The sequence below is a fragment of the Citrobacter sp. MGH104 genome (assembly GCF_001034485.1).
Classification (GTDB): Bacteria; Pseudomonadota; Gammaproteobacteria; order Enterobacterales; family Enterobacteriaceae; genus Citrobacter; species Citrobacter freundii.
This window is the reverse complement of sequence record NZ_KQ089819.1, coordinates 191,942-212,084: the sequence shown is the minus strand read 5'-3', so window position 1 is coordinate 212,084 and position 20,143 is coordinate 191,942. Positions and strand designations below refer to the sequence as shown.

16 protein-coding genes are annotated in these 20,143 nt (G+C 52.9%); 10 read left to right on the top strand and 6 right to left on the bottom strand.

What is annotated here, in order from left to right:
• The first annotated feature begins 110 nt into the window (after window positions 1-110).
• The 5 genes from SK34_RS19340 (at window position 111) to caiF (ending at window position 7,592) form a co-directional block, all read left to right on the top strand.
• Entirely contained in the window at window positions 111-1,118 is a 1,008-nt protein-coding gene (locus SK34_RS19340) for a LacI family DNA-binding transcriptional regulator (RefSeq protein ID WP_003837354.1), read from the top strand.
• A 133-nt stretch (window positions 1,119-1,251) separates the two neighbouring features.
• Window positions 1,252-2,073: a 4-hydroxy-tetrahydrodipicolinate reductase gene (gene dapB / locus SK34_RS19335; protein WP_003018920.1), complete on the top strand. Its 822-nt coding sequence runs from the start codon at window positions 1,252-1,254 to the stop codon at window positions 2,071-2,073.
• 456 nt (window positions 2,074-2,529) lie between these two features.
• Window positions 2,530-3,678, top strand: a complete 1,149-nt coding sequence (gene carA, locus SK34_RS19330; protein WP_003018918.1) for a glutamine-hydrolyzing carbamoyl-phosphate synthase small subunit — start codon at window positions 2,530-2,532, stop codon at window positions 3,676-3,678.
• 17 nt (window positions 3,679-3,695) lie between these two features.
• On the top strand, window positions 3,696-6,923 hold the full coding sequence (gene carB, locus SK34_RS19325; RefSeq protein ID WP_048233929.1) for a carbamoyl-phosphate synthase large subunit: 3,228 nt from the start codon (window positions 3,696-3,698) through the stop codon (window positions 6,921-6,923).
• A gap of 273 nt (window positions 6,924-7,196) precedes the next feature.
• On the top strand, window positions 7,197-7,592 hold the full coding sequence (gene caiF, locus SK34_RS19320; RefSeq protein WP_003018912.1) for a carnitine metabolism transcriptional regulator CaiF: 396 nt from the start codon (window positions 7,197-7,199) through the stop codon (window positions 7,590-7,592).
• Between the two features lie 75 nt (window positions 7,593-7,667).
• On the opposite strand, the gene caiE is transcribed toward caiF, so the two are convergent.
• From caiE to caiT, 6 genes are all read right to left on the bottom strand, one after another.
• Window positions 7,668-8,264 (bottom strand): carnitine operon protein CaiE, encoded by a 597-nt coding sequence (gene caiE, locus SK34_RS19315; protein WP_048233928.1) that lies wholly within the window; start codon window positions 8,262-8,264, stop codon window positions 7,668-7,670.
• Window positions 8,265-8,270: 6 nt separating this feature from the next.
• Window positions 8,271-9,056 (bottom strand): crotonobetainyl-CoA hydratase, encoded by a 786-nt coding sequence (gene caiD / locus SK34_RS19310; protein WP_048233926.1) that lies wholly within the window; start codon window positions 9,054-9,056, stop codon window positions 8,271-8,273.
• Between the two features lie 54 nt (window positions 9,057-9,110).
• Window positions 9,111-10,664, bottom strand: a complete 1,554-nt coding sequence (gene caiC / locus SK34_RS19305) for a crotonobetaine/carnitine-CoA ligase (RefSeq protein ID WP_003845685.1) — start codon at window positions 10,662-10,664, stop codon at window positions 9,111-9,113.
• 62 nt (window positions 10,665-10,726) lie between these two features.
• Window positions 10,727-11,944 carry an L-carnitine CoA-transferase gene (gene caiB, locus SK34_RS19300; RefSeq protein ID WP_048233925.1) on the bottom strand — a complete coding sequence of 406 codons (1,218 nt, stop codon included), beginning with the start codon at window positions 11,942-11,944 and terminating at the stop codon, window positions 10,727-10,729.
• Window positions 11,945-12,049: 105 nt separating this feature from the next.
• On the bottom strand, window positions 12,050-13,192 hold the full coding sequence (gene caiA, locus SK34_RS19295; protein ID WP_003018898.1) for a crotonobetainyl-CoA dehydrogenase: 1,143 nt from the start codon (window positions 13,190-13,192) through the stop codon (window positions 12,050-12,052).
• A 34-nt stretch (window positions 13,193-13,226) separates the two neighbouring features.
• Window positions 13,227-14,744 carry an L-carnitine/gamma-butyrobetaine antiporter gene (caiT, locus tag SK34_RS19290; protein WP_003018896.1) on the bottom strand — a complete coding sequence of 506 codons (1,518 nt, stop codon included), beginning with the start codon at window positions 14,742-14,744 and terminating at the stop codon, window positions 13,227-13,229.
• 480 nt (window positions 14,745-15,224) lie between these two features.
• Here caiT and SK34_RS19285 point away from each other — a divergent pair, with 480 nt between their 5' ends.
• From SK34_RS19285 to SK34_RS19265, 5 genes are all read left to right on the top strand, one after another.
• Entirely contained in the window at window positions 15,225-15,995 is a 771-nt protein-coding gene (locus SK34_RS19285; protein WP_048233923.1) for an electron transfer flavoprotein FixA, read from the top strand.
• Window positions 15,996-16,010: 15 nt separating this feature from the next.
• On the top strand, window positions 16,011-16,952 hold the full coding sequence (locus SK34_RS19280; RefSeq protein WP_048233922.1) for an electron transfer flavoprotein subunit alpha/FixB family protein: 942 nt from the start codon (window positions 16,011-16,013) through the stop codon (window positions 16,950-16,952).
• A gap of 48 nt (window positions 16,953-17,000) precedes the next feature.
• Entirely contained in the window at window positions 17,001-18,287 is a 1,287-nt protein-coding gene (locus SK34_RS19275) for an FAD-dependent oxidoreductase (RefSeq protein ID WP_003018887.1), read from the top strand.
• On the top strand, window positions 18,284-18,571 hold the full coding sequence (gene fixX, locus SK34_RS19270; RefSeq protein WP_000203736.1) for a ferredoxin-like protein FixX: 288 nt from the start codon (window positions 18,284-18,286) through the stop codon (window positions 18,569-18,571). The genes SK34_RS19275 and fixX overlap by 4 nt, the downstream gene beginning before the upstream one ends.
• A 147-nt stretch (window positions 18,572-18,718) precedes the next feature.
• On the top strand, window positions 18,719-20,062 hold the full coding sequence (locus tag SK34_RS19265) for an MFS transporter (protein ID WP_048233920.1): 1,344 nt from the start codon (window positions 18,719-18,721) through the stop codon (window positions 20,060-20,062).
• Window positions 20,063-20,143 lie beyond the last annotated feature (81 nt).

Below are 20,143 nucleotides of genomic sequence, written 5' to 3'. Positions count from 1 at the left end.
ATATTCAGGATCCAGCGCGGTGAAAAGCACGTTAGCGTGATGTGAATCACACGTAAAAAGACAAGATTTCGGTTATTCGATTAACCTTTGCAATAAATTCAGGAGAAGTCATGACAACAGTCACGTTGGCGCAGGTAGCGGAACGCGCGGGAGTCTCCACGGCAACCGTTTCAATGGTATTGCGTAACCGGGGACGCATTTCTCAGGCCACGCGTGACCGCGTGCTCAAAGCGCTGGACGATACTGGCTACGTTTATAATCAAACCGCCGCCAACCTGCGTAACCGGAGCAGTAATCAGGTCGGATTGTTGTTACACGATATCACTAACCCTTTTTACGGTGAGATGACGGCAGGGCTGAGCCATGAGATGGAGCGGCATGACCTGCTGCTGTTTCTGGCAAACAGCGAAGAGTCAGGAGAACGGCAGCAAAAATTTGTCGACTCGTTGATGCGCAATAATGCCTGCGGCATGGTGCTCTGCGCGGCGCGTGAAACGCCGACATCCTTCTTCGAAGCGCTGAAACGGCGCAATATTCCCGCCATCATGGTGGTCCGTCCCCTTAGCGATCCTGATTTTGATTTTGTGGGCACCGATAACTTTCTCGGTACGCAAATGGCCACCACCCATTTAGTCAAAATGGGGCACAAGAATATTGCGTTTATTGGGGGGAGCCCAAGTTCCGGGAGCCGGGCGCAGCGTATAGGTGGATTCACCAGCACGTTGCTGGAGCATAGAATATCGCCTAATCCGGAATGGATAGTGGCGACGCAGGCCAGCCAAATTGATGGCGCAAAAGCGGCGGAGTCTCTTCTTCTGCGCTTCCCGCAAATTACCGCTGCCGTTTGTTATCAGGATATCGTGGCGCTTGGGGTCATGCAGGCATTACGTAAAATGGGGCGTGAACCAGGGCGCGATTTTGCGCTGGTGGGGTTCGACGACATCACCGAAGCGGCGCTGGTACAGCCTGCGCTCACCACTGTGTCGGTGGCTGCAAAAGAGATTGGTCGCAAGGCTGGGGAGCTGCTTTACAGTCGCATTCAGGGAAATGACGAACCACCGAAACGTATTATTCTGCCGCCTGCGCTGGTGGTCAGAGAATCATGTGGTTTTAGCTGATCGTCATGCCTTTTACTGATATCTCTGCCTGTTTATCATTAAATTCTAATTATCGACGTTTTCGGCTGGCGGCGCAGCGTTGCGCTGGTTAATCTGAAAACGATTTACGTAAAATTAACAAAAGAGAATAGCTATGCATGATGCACAAATCCGCGTTGCCATCGCGGGAGCCGGAGGACGCATGGGGCGTCAGTTGATTCAGGCCACTCTCGGCATGGAAGGCGTACAGCTGGGCGCGGCGCTGGAGCGCGAAGGTTCCTCCTTATTAGGAAGCGATGCCGGAGAGTTAGCGGGAGCCGGGAAAACGGGCGTTACCGTACAAAGTAGCCTTGAAGCGGTGAAAGATGATTTCGATGTTTTCATCGATTTTACCCGCCCGGAAGGCACGCTGACGCATCTGGCGTTTTGCCGCCAACACGGTAAAGGGATGGTGATTGGCACCACCGGCTTTGATGACGCGGGTAAACAGGCTATTCGTGATGCCGCGCAGGAGATTGCTATCGTTTTCGCCGCGAACTTTAGCGTCGGCGTGAACGTTATGCTTAAGCTGCTGGAGAAAGCGGCGAAAGTGATGGGCGATTACACCGATATTGAGATTATTGAAGCCCACCACCGCCATAAAGTTGATGCGCCGTCAGGCACTGCACTGGCGATGGGCGAGGCGATTGCCGGGGCGCTGGATAAAGATCTGAAAGACTGCGCAGTCTATTCGCGTGAAGGTTACACCGGCGAGCGCGTACCGGGCACGATCGGCTTTGCCACGGTGCGGGCGGGGGATATCGTTGGTGAGCATACCGCGATGTTTGCTGATATTGGCGAGCGTATTGAGATCACGCATAAAGCGTCCAGCCGCATGACTTTTGCTAACGGCGCGGTGAGATCGGCAATTTGGCTAAAATCAAAGTCAAATGGTCTTTTTGATATGAAAGATGTGCTTGATTTACGTAATTTATAGCTTTTTCTACCCTTCGTGATGTGGTTATTGTAATCATAATTAATTGATTACATGGGGCAATATTTTATTGCCCTTTCATTTTTTCGCTTTTTAATGTGTTTTTTCTTTTAAATGAGTGTTTGTATATATTTTATTGGGTGTTTATGTTATCTCAATGTAAATTTTGACCAAATGGTCCACTTTTTTCTCTCCCGTATTCTGTTTTTACACTCTTTGCCTACCGCAAGCGTTTTCTACCCCGAGTTAGCTGATCTTTTTGCCTGTTAAATCGTGTGATTTATCCCAGTGGCGCAAAATAATAATAAAAATTACCCTTTTGGGTAGACTTTTACGTGGGCTATCTCTAGAATGCCGCCGTTTGCCAGAAATCCATAGGTAAGCAAATTTGCATTGATTCATGAGGTGTTAATGAATTAATATGCAAATAAAGTGAGTGAATATTCTCTGGAGGGTGTTTTGATTAAGTCAGCGCTATTGGTTCTGGAAGACGGAACCCAGTTTCACGGTCGGGCCATAGGGGCAACAGGTTCGGCGGTTGGGGAAGTCGTTTTCAATACTTCAATGACCGGTTATCAAGAAATCCTCACTGATCCTTCCTATTCCCGCCAAATCGTCACTCTTACTTATCCTCATATCGGTAATGTCGGCACCAATGAAGCCGATGCAGAATCTTCACAGGTACATGCGCAAGGACTGGTCATCCGCGACCTGCCGCTGATTGCCAGCAACTTCCGCGATACCGAAGACCTCTCTTCTTACCTGAAGCGCCATAACATTGTGGCGATTGCTGATATCGATACCCGTAAGCTGACGCGTTTGCTGCGTGAAAAGGGCGCACAGAACGGCTGCATCATCGCGGGCGATAACCCGGATGCGGCGCTGGCACTGGAGAAGGCAAAAGCTTTCCCTGGCCTGAACGGTATGGATCTGGCGAAAGAAGTGACCACCGCGGAGCCTTATAGCTGGACGCAGGGGAGCTGGACGCTGGCGGGTGACCTGCCGGAAGCAAAATCTGCCGATGAACTGCCGTTCCACGTTGTGGCTTACGATTTCGGCGCTAAACGTAACATTCTGCGTATGTTAGCGGACCGCGGTTGCCGCCTGACGGTTGTACCGGCGAAAACCTCAGCAGAAGACGTTCTGAAGATGAATCCGGACGGTATCTTCCTGTCCAACGGCCCTGGCGACCCGGCGCCGTGCGACTATGCGATTACCGCGATTCAGAAATTCCTCGAAACCGATATTCCGGTATTTGGCATCTGCCTCGGCCATCAGCTGTTGGCGCTGGCGAGCGGTGCGAAGACCATTAAGATGAAGTTTGGCCACCACGGCGGCAACCATCCGGTAAAAGATATTGATAACAACACCGTGATGATCACCGCGCAGAACCACGGTTTTGCTGTAGATGAAGCCTCCATGCCTGCCAACCTGCGCGTGACCCACAAGTCACTGTTCGACGGCACTTTGCAGGGGATTCATCGTACCGACAAACCGGCATTCAGCTTCCAGGGGCACCCTGAAGCGAGTCCGGGGCCGCACGACGCTGCACCGCTGTTCGACCACTTTATCGAGTTAATTGAGCAATACCGTCAGTCCGCGAAATAATCAGGAGTAAAAGAGCCATGCCAAAACGTACAGACATAAAAAGTATCCTGATTCTGGGCGCGGGTCCGATTGTTATCGGTCAGGCGTGTGAGTTTGACTATTCCGGCGCACAGGCGTGTAAAGCCCTGCGTGAAGAGGGTTACCGCGTTATTCTGGTGAACTCCAACCCGGCAACCATCATGACCGACCCGGAAATGGCCGATGCCACCTACATCGAGCCGATTCACTGGGAAGTGGTACGCAAAATCATTGAGAAAGAGCGCCCGGATGCGGTGCTGCCAACCATGGGCGGTCAGACGGCGCTGAACTGTGCGCTGGAACTGGAGCGTCAGGGCGTGCTGGCTGAGTTCGGCGTGACCATGATTGGTGCCACGGCTGATGCGATTGATAAAGCAGAAGACCGTCGTCGCTTTGATATCGCGATGAAGAAAATTGGTCTCGACACCGCGCGCTCTGGCATCGCCCATACCATGGAAGAAGCGCTGGCGGTTGCTGCTGAAGTGGGCTTCCCGTGCATCATCCGACCGAGCTTCACCATGGGCGGCACCGGCGGCGGTATCGCTTATAACCGTGAAGAGTTCGAAGAGATTTGCGAACGTGGTCTGGACCTTTCCCCAACCAACGAGCTGCTGATTGATGAATCGCTGATTGGCTGGAAAGAGTACGAGATGGAAGTGGTGCGTGATAAAAACGACAACTGCATCATCGTCTGCTCCATCGAAAACTTCGACGCGATGGGCATCCATACCGGTGACTCCATCACCGTAGCACCTGCCCAGACGCTGACCGACAAAGAATATCAAATCATGCGTAACGCCTCGATGGCGGTACTGCGTGAAATCGGCGTGGAAACCGGCGGTTCTAACGTCCAGTTTGCGGTAAACCCGAAAAACGGTCGCCTGATTGTCATCGAGATGAACCCGCGCGTATCCCGCTCCTCGGCGCTGGCGTCCAAAGCTACCGGCTTCCCGATTGCGAAAGTCGCCGCCAAGCTGGCCGTAGGTTACACCCTCGACGAACTGATGAACGACATCACCGGCGGCCGTACTCCGGCCTCGTTTGAGCCGTCCATCGACTACGTTGTGACGAAAATTCCACGCTTCAACTTCGAGAAATTCGTTGGTGCTAATGACCGTCTGACCACGCAGATGAAATCTGTTGGTGAAGTGATGGCGATCGGCCGCACCCAGCAGGAATCGCTGCAGAAAGCGCTGCGCGGTCTGGAAGTGGGCGCGACCGGCTTCGACCCGAAAGTCAGCCTGGACGACCCGGAAGCGCTGACCAAAATCCGTCGCGAACTGAAAGACGCTGGCGCTGAGCGTATCTGGTACATCGCCGATGCCTTCCGTGCTGGCCTGTCCGTCGATGGTGTGTTCAACCTGACCAACATCGACCGCTGGTTCTTGGTGCAGATTGAAGAGCTGGTGCGCCTGGAAGAAAAAGTCATTGACCTTGGCATCAACGGCCTCGACGCTGACTTCCTGCGCGTACTGAAGCGCAAAGGCTTCGCTGATGCGCGTCTGGCAAAACTGGCCGGCGTTCGCGAAGCGGAAATCCGCAAACTGCGTGACCAATATAACCTTCACCCGGTCTACAAGCGCGTGGATACCTGTGCGGCAGAATTCGCGACCGACACCGCTTATATGTACTCCACTTATGAAGATGAGTGTGAAGCGAATCCGTCCGTCGACCGCGATAAAATCATGGTGCTGGGTGGTGGTCCAAACCGTATCGGTCAGGGCATTGAGTTCGACTACTGCTGCGTACACGCTTCGCTGGCGCTGCGTGAAGACGGCTACGAGACCATCATGGTCAACTGTAACCCGGAAACCGTCTCTACTGATTACGACACTTCCGACCGCCTGTACTTCGAGCCAGTCACGCTGGAAGACGTACTGGAAATCGTGCGCATTGAGAAGCCGAAAGGCGTCATCGTACAGTACGGCGGCCAGACCCCGCTGAAGCTGGCGCGTGCGCTGGAAGCGGCAGGTGTACCGGTAATCGGCACCAGCCCGGATGCCATCGACCGCGCGGAAGACCGTGAGCGTTTCCAGCAGGCGGTTGACCGTCTGAAGCTGAAGCAACCGGCGAACGCTACCGTAACGGCTATCGAACAGGCTGTTGAGAAGGCGAAAGAGATTGGCTACCCGCTGGTGGTGCGTCCGTCGTATGTTCTCGGCGGCCGCGCGATGGAAATTGTCTACGACGAAGCCGACCTGCGTCGCTACTTCCAGACTGCGGTCAGCGTTTCTAACGATGCGCCGGTACTGCTGGACCGTTTCCTTGACGATGCGGTTGAAGTGGACGTGGACGCTATCTGCGACGGCGAAATGGTGCTGATTGGCGGCATCATGGAGCACATCGAACAGGCGGGTGTACACTCCGGTGACTCCGCATGTTCACTGCCAGCGTACACCCTGAGCCAGGAAATTCAGGATGTGATGCGTCAGCAGGTGCAGAAACTGGCCTTCGAACTGCAGGTTCGCGGTCTGATGAACGTTCAGTTTGCGGTGAAGAATAACGAAGTTTACCTGATTGAAGTGAACCCGCGTGCGGCGCGTACCGTTCCGTTCGTCTCCAAGGCAACTGGCGTACCGCTGGCGAAAGTTGCGGCGCGCGTGATGGCCGGGAAAACACTGGCACAGCAGGGCGTAACCAAAGAAGTTATCCCGCCGTACTACTCAGTAAAAGAAGTGGTGCTGCCGTTCAACAAATTCCCGGGCGTTGACCCGCTGTTAGGGCCAGAAATGCGCTCTACCGGGGAAGTGATGGGCGTGGGCCGTACCTTCGCGGAAGCGTTCGCCAAGGCACAGCTGGGCAGCAGCTCCACCATGAAAAAACAGGGGCGTGCGCTGCTCTCCGTTCGCGAAGGCGATAAAGAGCGTGTGGTTGACCTGGCGGCGAAACTGCTGAAGTTTGGTTTTGAGCTGGATGCAACGCACGGCACGGCGATTGTGTTGGGCGAAGCGGGTATCAATCCACGTCTGGTGAACAAGGTGCATGAAGGGCGTCCGCACATTCAGGACCGTATCAAGAATGGCGAGTACACTTACATCATCAACACCACCGAAGGTCGTCAGGCGATTGAAGACTCTAAGCTGATTCGCCGTAGCGCCCTGCAGTACAAAGTGCATTATGACACTACCCTGAACGGCGGTTTCGCGACGGCGATGGCGCTGAATGCCGATGCCACTGAGAAGGTGACCTCGGTGCAGGAAATGCACGCGCAGATCAAAAAGTCATAAACAAAGAGTCCGGTGATAATTGCGTTAATCGGACCTGCAATATAATCTTGAAAGGGTTTCTGTAAAGAAACCCTTTTTTTATCTCTCGTAAGGTCATTCCTGGCCAAATGCAGTTTCATAACCACATTTTCAATGTAATAAGCACGATATTGCTCACACTAATCAACATTCAAGTCGCATACTATCTTTTATATCCACAATTTTAATATGGCTTAGTTTTTATTAATTTGGACAGGCCGTAGCCAGATTTTTAATTTGTGAAATGGTGTGCTTATGTGTGAAAAATATGTTGAAAGACCGCTTTATTTGTTAATTGCTGACTGGATGATGGCTGAAGATCGTTGGATCACCGCAAAAGAAATTTCCCGCCATTTTGATATTGAACACTGCAAAGCAATTAATACGCTCTCTTATATTCTGTCGGAAGTGGGAGAAATTGTTTGTGAAGTTAAGATGATCCCTAATCAGATTGCAGGCCGGGGCTGCCAGTGCCAGCGTCTGGTAAAAGTCATCAGTATTGATTCTCACCTCTACAACCGATTGAGCCACAATTTGCAGGAAAAAAAGGTGAGTGTGGCGAAAACGCCGCGGCTGTCTGCCGTTCCCCCAACAGAGCTCAACCGTGAGCAGAAATGGCAGATGATGCTCTCCAAGAGTATGCGTCGCTAATTGTCAGTTGCCTGATGGCTGCATAAACGGTGGTTGACGCGTAGGCCGGATAAGCGTGAGCGAATCCGGCATCAATTACTGTGCTGATTTGGGTTTTACGTCCGTCGTGCCTTTCAGGCGCGGCCGGTGTTCTTCGACCCGCGTTAATGGCTGCGTTTCGCGTAAACCTGCCCGGCAGCGGACCGCAAGATCCTGATACTCTTTGGTGTTTAACCGTTTCCAGTGCAGTTCCTGGTCCGTGACTTCACGCAATACGCGAGCGGGTGAGCCCACCAGCATCTGCCTTGCCTCCCCCTGAAATCCGGCTTTGACAAAGCTCATGGCGGCGACAATGCTCTCTTCACCAATCACTGTGCCGTCCATAATGACGCTGTTCATGCCGATCAGCGCATCTCTGCCCACCACGCAACCGTGCAGGATTGCGCCATGGCCGATATGCCCATTCTCATGCACGATGGTGTCAGTGTCGCAATAACCGTGCATGATGCAGCCATCCTGCAAGTTAGAACCTGCCTCCAGAATCAGGCGACCATAGTCACCGCGCAGTGAGGCATGCGGGCCGACGTAGACGCCAGCCCCCACGATTACATCACCAATCAACACGGCGCTGGGATGAACATACGCCTCTGGATGCACTACCGGAATCAGGCCTTCAAAGGCGTAATAGCTCATCGGTTATCAGCGTCCTTTCCACTCCGGATCGCGTTTTTCTGCAAACGCCTGCGGTCCTTCAAGCGCATCTTCGGAGTGCAGCACTGACGGATAGTGCTTCAGCACGCCGCTGCGGATGTAGCGGTAGCCTTCTTCTACCGGCATTTCGCTGGTCGCACGATAAATCTCTTTCAGCGCGGCGATCGCCAGCGGGGCGCTATTCACCAGCTGCTGCGCCAGTTCGCGCGCGCTATCCATCAGTTCGCTCTGGCTGACAACGCGGTTGACGATACCCCAACGCAGCGCTTCTTCGGCACTCATTCGTCTGCCGGTCATCATCATTTCGTTGACGATAGCCGGTGGCAGTAGCTTCGGCAGACGCAGAACGCCGCCGCTGTCAGGCACGATCCCGAGCTTGGCTTCCGGTAGCGCGAAGCTGGCATTTTCCGCGCAGACGATAAAATCCGCCGCCAGCGCCAATTCAAAACCACCGCCAAACGCATAGCCGTTTACCGCAGCGATGACCGGTTTATTGAGGTCGAAAATTTCGGTTAAACCGGCAAAGCCGCCTGGGCCAAAATCGGCATCCGGCGCTTCACCTTCAGCTGCCGCTTTTAAGTCCCAGCCCGCAGAAAAGAATTTCTCACCGCCGCCGGTGATTATCGCTACGCGTAATTCCGGGTCATCACGAAAATTAAGAAACGCTTCACCCATGGCAAAGCTGGTTTTGGCATCAATGGCATTGGCTTTAGGCCGGTCGAGGGTAATTTCCAGAATCGGGCCGTTACGGGTCAGATGTAATGATTCACTCATAGTTCATCTCCAGATAAATAGATTTCCCGGCAGGAGGAATTCCTACCGGGAGGGTTATTTCAGATTTTTTTTGATTATTTTTCCTGAACAATTGCGCGGCAGGTCGGTTCTTATCTCCATAAACGAGGGAACCTTGAATTTCGCCATATTGTTTTCGCAGAAGCTGAAGAACTCGGCTTCGCTTAATGTTTCACCTTCATTAAGGACGATAAACGCTTTAATGGCTTCATCACGGATTGAATCTTTAATACCGACAACCACAATGTCCTGAATTTTCGGATGCGCAGAAATAATATTTTCCAGCTCGACGCAGGAGACATTTTCTCCGCCGCGTTTAATCATGTTGCAGCGTCTGTCGACGAAATAAAAATAGCCATCCGCATCCTGATAGCCCGAATCTCCGGTATGTAACCAGCCTTCAGGTTCCAGCGCTTTGGCGGTAGCCTCCGGCTGGGCATAGTACTCTTTGAAGATTGTTTTGCCCGGCACGCCTTTAATACAGATTTCGCCAATTTCTCCGGCGGGCAGGGGACGGTTGTGATCGTCACGGATTTCGGCTTCATAGCTAAATCCCACGCGGCCAATGGAGGGCCAGCGTCGTTTGTCACCGGGACGGTCGCCGATAATACCGACGATGGTTTCAGTCATACCGTAGGAGGTCAGCAGCCTGACGCCAAAGCGTTCGGTAAAGGCGTCTTTTTCCTGTGCGGATAAATTGAGATAGAACATTACTTCGCGCAGGTGATGCTGTCTGTCGGTTGGCGCGGCAGGTTGTACCATCAGCGTTCTGATCATCATCGGAATGCATTCGGTAACCGTCGCCTTATATCTATGCACCTGATTCCAGAACGCCCTGGCACTGTACTTCTCTAGCAGCACAAAGGTGCTGCCAGCGGAGAATGCGGGCATTGCGGCGGTACACTGACAGTCGATATGAAAAGCGGGCATCACCGTCATGTAGACGTCATCATCGCGCAGAGCGATTTGCCAGGAAGTGTAGTAGCCTGCAAAACGCAAGTTGTAGTGGGTAATCACCACCCCTTTAGGCCGTGAAGTGGTGCCTGAGGTAAACAGAATTTCCGCCGTATCGTCAGTGGATAACGCGGGCGTATAACACAGCGTAGTCGACTGGCGGGATTGCAGTTGGGTAAAGTGGCTCACGCCGTCGTCAACCGGAAGCTGTTCGCCAATCAGACAGATATGATTAAGCGGTGTGGTATTTTCCAGCCGTATCTGGCGGTACATAGGATAAAACTGGGCGCTGGTGACCAGCAGGCTTACCTGGCTGTTTTGCAGGATCCAGGCACTTTCTTCGCCCAGTAAGCGGGCATTAATCGGTACCATAATGGCGCCAATTTTTGCCAGCCCAAACCAGCAAAAAATGAATTCCGGACAGTTATCCAGATGCAATGCGACCTTATCGCCCTTGCGGATCCCTAAGGAATGGAACAGGTTTGCCGTGCGGTTAATCTCTTCATTGAGCGAGGCATAGCTAAACTGCCGAACGACTCCTTCGCAGGATTCGAAAATTAACGCCGTTTTATCTCCGTACACCCCGGCCAGGTCGTCCCACATCTGACGTAAGTTTTGTCCGCCAACGATATCCATATTGCTTTATCCACTGAAATCAGGCGTGAGCGCTAACCCACTCGCGGGTCAGCGCGTCGCGTTTATTCCTCAACTCTGGCCAGGCCTTTGCCGACCAGCTCATTTATGTCTGCTTCGCTATAACCAATTTTTTTCAGAATGGCGGCAGTATCCATGCCATGTGACGGCATGCCACGCCAGATTTTCCCCGGGTTGTTTTTAAATTTCGGCATGATGTTTGGCCCTTTGCAGGTGCGGCCATCCATTGTTTGCCACTGAGTAATGGATTCACGGGCAACGTACTGCGGGTTGCCTTCCAGTTCCGGAATGGTCAGCACCTTCGCGCAGGCGATATTCAGCTCAGCAAAACGCGCCTGGACTTCGGCGATGGTGTGTGTTGCCAGCCACGCGTCCAGTTTCTCTTCCACGAGCGGGCCGTAAGGGCATTCCACGCGATGGATAAGCTGGGTGCCTTCCGGTACTTCCGGTGTGCCAAGAATGTGGGCGAGGCCAATATCTTTGAAGCACTCGTTGATTTGCGTGATGCCGACCAGCTCCATGACGATATAGCCATCGGCGCATTTATACAGGCCGCAGCCAGCGTAATACGGGTCTTTGCCTTTGGTCATGCGTGGGCAAATTTCGCCGCCGTTGAAGTAATCCATCATGAAATACTGACCCATGCGCAGCATCACCTCGTACATGGCGATATCGATGCTTTCACCTTTACCCGTTTCGCGGACTTTGTGCAGAGCCGCCAGCGCCGCTGTCGTCGCGGTCATCCCGGAGAAGTAATCGGCGGTGTACGGAAAGGCTGGCATTGGCTGATCCACGTCACCGTTTTGGATCAGATAGCCACTGAACGCCTGTGCGATGGTGTTATACGCCGGAAGATTGGTGTACTCCTCGGTACCAAACTGGCCGAAGCCGGAAAGGTGGGCGATAACCAGTTTCGGGTTATGTTCCCACAGCACTTCATCGGTAATACCGCGGCGGGCAAAGGCCGGGCCTTTACTGGCTTCAATGAAAATATCGGTGGTTTCCATCAGCTTCAGAAATGCTTCCCGGCCTTCATCTTTGAAAATATTCAGCGACAGGGCATGCAGATTACGGCGTGATAGCTGCGGATAGTTAGGTTGCACGCGGATGGTATCGGCCCATGCGACGTTTTCAATCCAGATAACCTCAGCACCCCATTCGGCGAACATCTGTCCGGCGAACGGACCGGCAATTTCGATCCCTGAAAAGACAACGCGTACCCCGGAAAGCGGGCCGAAGGATGGCATTGGTAAATGATTCATCATTTTTCTCCTGGCATTTTTTTGTAGGCCCGGTAAGCGCAGCGCCACCGGGCATATTGCCGGATGGTGGCGTAAACACCTTATCCGGCCTACGAAACGAACGAATCAACGGTATTGCTTCAATACCGCACGACCCAACGTCAGGATCTGCATTTCGTCAGAACCACCAGAAACACGGTCAACGCGCAGGTCACGCCAGAAGCGCGTGATGCGATGGTTACCCGCGATACCCACGCCACCCAGCACCTGCATGGCGGTGTCTACCACCTCAAATGCCGCGTTGGCGCAGAAGTATTTGCACATGGCCGCGTCGCCCGAGGTAATAGTGCCGTTATCCGCTTTCCATGCGGCTTCCAGCAGCATGTTTTTCATGGAGTTCAGTTTGATCGCCATGTGCGCGAACTTCTCCTGAATCAGTTGGAAACGGCCGATCGTTTCGCCAAACTGTACGCGTTGGTTGGCATAACGCGCTGCGTCTTCAAAAGCGCACATTGCCGTACCGTAGTTGGTCAGTGCGACGAGGAAGCGTTCATGGTCAAACTCTTCTTTCACGCGGTTGAAGCCATTACCTTCCCGACCGAACATGTCTTTCTCGTCCAGTTCAACGTCATCAAAGGTGATTTCACAGCAGCTATCCATGCGCAGACCGAGTTTCTCCAGTTTGTTGACCTTGATACCCGCCTTGCTCATGTCAACAAACCACTCGGTATAAACAGGTTTATCCGGCGATGCACCATCTCTCGCCATCACTACGATGTACGGGGTATAGGCGCTACTGGTGATAAAGCACTTACTGCCATTAAGATAAACCTTACCATTTTTGCGTGTATAAGTGGTTTTCAGACTGCCAACATCCGATCCCGCTCCCGGTTCTGTGATCGCCGAGTTCCACATCTGCTTACCGGTCCCCTGGAACGCCATGATTTTATCGATTTGTTCCTGAGTCCCTTCACGCAGGAAGGTGTTAAAACCCCCCGGTAACTGGTACAGCACATAGGTTGGTGCGCCAAGACGTCCGAGTTCCATCCAGACGGCGGCAACGGTGACAAAACCGGCTTCCAGCCCGCCGTGTTCTTCCGGGATCAACAGGCTATCGATGCCCATATCCGCCAGTGCTTTTACAAAACGCTCAGGGTAGACGCTGTCGCGATCGCACTCGGCAAAATAAGCTTCCCAGTTCTCACTGGCCATCAGTTCACGAATACCGGCGACAAACAGTTCCTGCTCGTCATTTAAGTTGAAATCCATCTTTCAGCCTCTTGATCAATTGGGTTAATAAGAATTACTTGTCTTTCCAGTGCACTTTGGCGTCTTTAATAAAGGACAGCGTCACCATGATGTTGACGAAGAACAGCGGACATCCTCCGGCGATAATTGCGGTCTGAATGGGCTTCAGCCCACCCAGCGCCAGCAGAACGATGCCGATGACGCCGACCAGAACGGACCAACCGATACGCACCAACAGCGGCGGTTCTTCACCATCGCGAACTTCGCGACAGGTGGACATCGCCAGGGTGTAGGAGCAGGCGTTAATTAGCGTGACGGTGGCAATAAAGCAGAGGATAAAGAAGCCCCACATGGTGGCGGTGCTGAATGGCAAGGCGGCCCAGGTTTCGATAATGGCGCGCGCCACGCCGTGTTGTTCAATCAGCTGCGGGATGTTGAGAATGTTTTTATCCATCAGCAGCAGCGTGTTGCTGCCAAGGACTGTCCACAGGATCCAGGTGGAAGCGGTCAGGCCCAGCACCATCCCAAAGCACAGTTCACGTACGGTACGACCACGAGAAATACGCGCCAGGAAGATACTCATCTGGATGGCGTAAATGACCCACCACGCCCAGTAGAAAACAGTCCAGCCCTGCGGGAATCCGCCTTTGCCGATGGCATCGGTATAGAACAACATGCGCGGCAGATACATCAGCAGCATGCCGACCGAGTCGGTGAAGTAGTTCATGATGAAGCTGGCGCCGCTGACGATAAACACCCAGCCCAGCATCAGGAAGCTCAGGTAGCTACGCACGTCGCTGGCGATTCTGACTCCTTTTTGCAGGCCACAGGCTACGCAAATGGCGTTCAGAATGATCCAGCAGGTAATGATGATGGCATCTAATTGCAGCGTATGCGGAATACCGAACAGCCATTGCATACACTCAGTTACCAGCGGCGTCGCCAGACCGAGGCTGGTACCCATCGCGAAGATCAGTGCCACCAGGTAGAAGTTATCAACGATGGTGCCGAACAGCCCTTTCGCATGCTTTTCGCCCACTAACGGTACCAGCGTGGAGCTGGGACGGATGACGTCCATCTTGCGCACAAAGAAGAAATAGGCGAAGGCCACGGAAAGGAAGCTGTAGGTTGCCCACGGCAACGGCCCCCAGTGGAACAGGCTGTACGCCAGACCGATCTCTTTCGCACCCGTGGAATTGGGCTCCAAAGCGAACGGCGGGGTAGAGATATAGTAGTAGATCTCGATGGAACCCCAGAACAGCACCGCGGCGGATGTACAGGAGGCGAACATCATAAAAATCCAGCTGGCGGTACTAAACTCGGGTTTTTCGTCGCCTAATTTCTTTTTGGCATACGGGCCAAAGACTAACCAGAACCATCCGAAGAGCATGACGACCATATACCATTCGAATGCCCAACCCCAGACGTTGGTGACATAACTGAATACCGCATTAATAACGACGTTAGCGGCATCAAGATCTCTTACTGTTAGCCAACAAAGTATCCCAACAATTATTAATGGCGGAAAAAAAACCTTCGGTTCAATTCCCGACTTTCTCTTTTCATTTTTCATAAGTGAATTCCAGTGTGAAAACGAAATTTATTTAGCGTGCCCGTATGTGATCGTTTGTTTATTTATTATTAATGATTTGTTGATGACTTTTTAACCTCTGGGGCGCCTCAGTGAGTAACTCATAATGGGTATTCATTTCCGGCTATTCTGTTATCTGTGTCACACTTTTTTATGCTGGTTATTTTGTCTGGAAATCTAAAGAATTTCCTTATTAATCATGATTTTGATATTGATTTTTTAACTTTTTTAAGTGACTGGCGTTCAATATTGTTGAACCCGCAGACAATATTGAAAATTTTCATATTTGACGTGATTCTTTCAATATTGGTGAGGCATGTAACACTATTGAAAGTTACGAGTTTCAATGTGTGACATTTTCAATATTGGTGATTAAGGTTTTATTTCCGAATTAAAGAGCGTGATATCTGTATTTAACACCGCCGATATAAATACGTTTCCTTCATGATTTCTGGAGATGCAATGAAGATAATTACTTGCTACAAATGCGTACCTGATGAGCAGGATATTGCGATTAATAATGCTGATGGAACACTCGATTTCAGCAAAGCAGATGGCAAAATCAGCCAATATGATCTGAATGCGATCGAAGCGGCTTGCCAGTTAAAACAGCAGTTGGGAGAGGCTCAGGTTGTGGCCATGAGCGTCGGAGGCAAAGCGCTGACCAATGCAAAAGGGCGCAAAGATGTGCTTTCCCGTGGCCCTGATGAACTGATTGTTGTCATTGACGATCAATTTGAACAGGCGCTGCCGCAACAAACTGCCACTGCGCTGGCTGCCGCCGTGCAAAAATCCGGTTTTGATCTGCTTATTTGCGGCGACGGTTCTTCCGATCTTTATGCTCAGCAGGTTGGTCTGCTGGTGGGCGAAATGCTGGACGTGCCGGCGATAAACGGCGTGAGCAAAATCCTCTCTCTTACCGACAACACTCTGACGGTAGAGCGTGAACTGGAAGATGAAGTTGAAACCCTGAGTATCCCGCTTCCGGCGGTTATCGCGGTCTCTACTGACATCAACACCCCTCAAATCCCTTCCATGAAAGCCATTCTTGGCGCGGCGAAAAAACCGGTTCAGGTTTGGTCACCTGCAGACATTGGGCTGAACAGCGTGCAGGCGTATTCCGCACAACAGGTTGCTGCGCCGAAACAGCGCGAGCGTCAGCGCGTTGTAATTGAAGGTGACGGTGAAGAACAGATTGCCGCGTTTGTCGAGAATCTTCGCAAAATCATTTAATTATCAGGGGATGTTATGAACAAATTTTCCAGTATCTGGGTATTCAGCGATACCCCTTCTCGTCTGCCGGAACTGATGAATGGTGCGCAGGCTTTAGGTGAAAAAGTTAACACGTTTGTGCTCAGCGATGCGGACAGCGCAACGGCATGTCATTTAGGCGCGGATCATGTCTGGCTGCTCAGCGGCAAACCAGAAGACCGTATGGTTGAAGACTACGCCGATGTGATGGCTCAGACCATTCGTCAGCGCAGCGAGGGCGGCGCGGTGCTGCTGCCGAATACACGTCGGGGCAAGCTGTTAGCGGCAAAGCTGGGCTTTCGCTTGTCGGCTGCAGTCTCAAATGACGCCAGCGCAGTCGCGGTGCAGGATGGAAAAGCGGCGGTCAAACATATGGTCTACGGCGGCCTGGCGATGGGAGCAGAAACAATCGCTTCACCGTTTGCCGTGATCACTCTCAGTAGCGGAACGTTTGACGCGCAGCAACCGGATACCGCTCGCAGCGGTGAGGTGCACACCGTCCAGTGGCAGGCTCCGGCCATTGTCGTGACCCGTACGGCAACTCAGGCGCGTCAGAGCAACAGCGTCGATCTCGACAAAGCCCGTCTGGTGGTCAGCGTGGGACGCGGTATTGGTAGCAAAGAAAATATCTCGCTGGCAGAAGCGCTGTGCCAAACGATTGGCGCTGAGTTGGCCTGTTCCCGTCCGGTGGCGGAAAACGAGAAGTGGATGGAGCATGAACGCTACGTCGGCATCTCCAACCTGATGCTTAAGCCTGAACTGTATCTGGCTGTGGGGATCTCCGGGCAGATCCAACATATGGTCGGCGCCAACGGCGCACAGACGATTTTCGCCATCAACAAAGACAAAAATGCGCCGATTTTCCAGTATGCAGATTATGGCATTGTTGGCGATGCGCTGAAGATCCTGCCTGCGCTGACGGCTGCCTTAGCGCGTTAAACCATTCGGGCAGGATGCGAAGGTATCCTGCCGCTGACAGGAGTACGTATGTCCGAAGATATCTTTGATGCCATCATCGTGGGTGCAGGTCTGGCTGGTTCGGTTGCGGCGCTGGTGCTGGCTCGGGAAGGTGCACAGGTGCTGGTTATCGAGCGCGGCAATTCTGCTGGCGCGAAGAATGTCACCGGTGGGCGCATGTATGCGCATAGCCTGGAGCGCATCATTCCCGGTTTTGCTGAGCAGGCCCCCATTGAACGCATAATCACCCACGAAAAGCTCGCCTTTATGACCGACAAAGGGGCGATGACCATCGACTATTGCAATGGTGAAGAGGCCGCATCGTCGCAGGTTTCTTATTCCGTCTTACGTAGCAAATTTGACGCCTGGCTGATGGAGCAGGCCGAGGAGGCGGGCGCCCAGCTCATCACCGGTATTCGTGTGGATAACGTTGTGCAGCGCGAGGGTAAAGTCGTGGGCGTGGAAGCCGACGGCGATATTCTGGAAGCCAAAGTGGTGATCCTCGCCGACGGGGTGAATTCTCTGCTGGCTGAAAAGCTGGGTATGGCAAAGCGCGTCGAGGCATCGCATGTTGCCGTCGGCGTAAAAGAGCTGATCGAACTGCCAAAATCGGTAATTGAAGATCGTTTCCAGTTACAGGGGAACGAAGGTGCAGCCTGCCTGTTTGCCGGTTCGCCAACTGATGGATTGATGGGTGGTGGCTTTCTCTATACGAATGAAACGACCCTTTCTCTGGGGCTGGTCTGCGGCCTTCATCACCTGAAAGACGCGAAAAAATCGGTCCCGCAAATGCTGGAAGATTTCAAACAGCATCCGGCGGTTGCCCCACTGATCGCCGGTGGCAAGCTGGTGGAATATGCCGCGCACGTCGTACCTGAAGCCGGTATGAATATGCAGCCAGAACTGGTGGGGGACGGTGTGCTGATTGCCGGTGACGCTGCCGGAATGTGTATGAACCTCGGCTTTACCATTCGCGGTATGGATCTCGCCATTTCCGCAGGCGAAGCGGCGGCGAAAACGGTGCTTTCAGCGATGAAGCGCGACGACTTTAGCAAGCAGTCGCTGGGTGAATACCGTCAGCATCTGGACGATGGCCCGATGCGCGATATGCGTATGTACCAGAAGCTTCCTGCTTTTCTTGATAACCCGCGCATGTTTACCGCCTATCCCGAAATGGCGGTCAGTATCGCACGCGACCTGTTCACCGTAGATGGTTCCGCCCCAGTGCCAATGCGTAAAAAAATCCTGCGCCATGCGAAGAAAGTGGGCTTCATCAACCTGATGAAAGATGGCCTGAAAGGAGTGACCGTATTATGACATCTCCCGTCAATGTGGACGTCAAACTGGGCGTCAATAAGTTCAATGTCGATGAAGACAGCCCACATATCATTCTCAAAACCGATCCTGATAAACAGGCGCTGGAAGTGCTGATTAAGGCCTGTCCAGCGGGGCTGTATAAAAAGCAGGACGACGGCAGCGTACGGTTTGATTATGCCGGATGTCTGGAGTGCGGAACGTGCCGCATTCTCGGACTCGATACAGCGCTGGAAAAGTGGGAATACCCGCGTGGGACATTTGGCGTGGAGTTTCGCTACGGTTAATAAGTACGAGGTTGTGCACCCGTAGGCCGGATAAGACGCGCTAGCGTCGCCATCCGGCAATCATGTGACGCCAGTGCCGGATGGGGGCGTAAACGCCTTATCCGGCCTATAGATGACGCTTTGCCCGTGTTGAAACAGGAAGTCGCTATGCAGCAGCCCAGGAACTTTGATGACATCAAATTTACCTCTATTCACCGCCGGATAATGCTGTGGGGAAGCGGTGGGCCATTTCTGGATGGTTATGTGCTGGTGATGATTGGCGTGGCGCTGGAACAGCTCACGCCAGCATTGAAACTGGACGCACAGTGGATTGGTCTGCTGGGCGCCGGCACGCTCGCTGGTCTGTTTGTGGGGACGTCGCTGTTTGGCTACATTTCCGATAAGATCGGGCGGCGCAAAATGTTCATCATCGATATTATCGCCATTGGCGTGATATCGGCAGCAACTATGTTTGTTTCCTCGCCCGTTGAGCTGTTGGTGATGCGCGTGCTGATCGGCATTGTGATTGGTGCCGATTATCCGATTGCTACCTCGATGATTACCGAGTTCTCCAATACCCGCCAGCGCGCTTTCTCCATCGGTTTTATCGCCGCGATGTGGTATGTCGGCGCCACCTGTGCCGATCTGGTCGGTTACTGGCTGTATGATGTTGAGGGAGGGTGGCGCTGGATGCTGGGCAGCGCGGTGATCCCCTGTATTTTGATCCTGATTGGGCGCTTCGATCTTCCTGAATCGCCGCGCTGGCTACTGCGTAAAGGTCGGGTGAAAGAGTGTGAAGCGATGATGATCAAACTGTTCGGCGAACCGGTGGTGTTCGACGAAGAGGCGCCGCAGGAGACGCGTTTTCTCCAGCTGTTTAACCGCCGTCATTTCCCGTTTGTCCTGTTTGTTGCCGCTATCTGGACCTGTCAGGTGATCCCGATGTTCGCCATTTATACCTTTGGTCCGCAGATTGTTGGACTGTTGGGGCTTGGTGCCGGGAAAAGCGCCGCGTTGGGCAATGTGGTGATAAGCCTGTGCTTTATGCTGGGGTGCATTCCGCCCATGTTCTGGCTCAATAGCGCGGGTCGCCGACCGCTGTTGATTGGCAGTTTTATTATGATGACGCTGGCGCTGGCTGTACTGGGGCTAATCCCTGATATGGGGGCGTGGCTGGTGGTGCTGGCGTTTGCCGTGTACGCGTTTTTCTCGGGGGGACCGGGAAACCTGCAGTGGCTATACCCAAACGAACTGTTCCCTACCGACATTCGCGCGTCTGCCGTCGGAGTGATTATGTCCTTAAGCCGCATCGGTACTATTGTTTCAACCTGGGCGCTGCCGGTATTCATCACCAAATACGGTATCAGCAATGTCATGCTGATGGGCGCAGGAATTTCGCTGATTGGCCTGCTTGTGTCCATCGCTTTCGCCCCGGAAACGCGAGGTCTGACGCTGGCGCAAACCAGTCAAATGACGATTCGCAGTAAGCCCGTGACCAGGGCAGGCTATTAGGAGTGTTCTGTATTTTCCCTGCAACTCAGTCAGTTAGCCTACAGTTAACTGGGTATATCACTGAAAACAACTGAAAAGCAG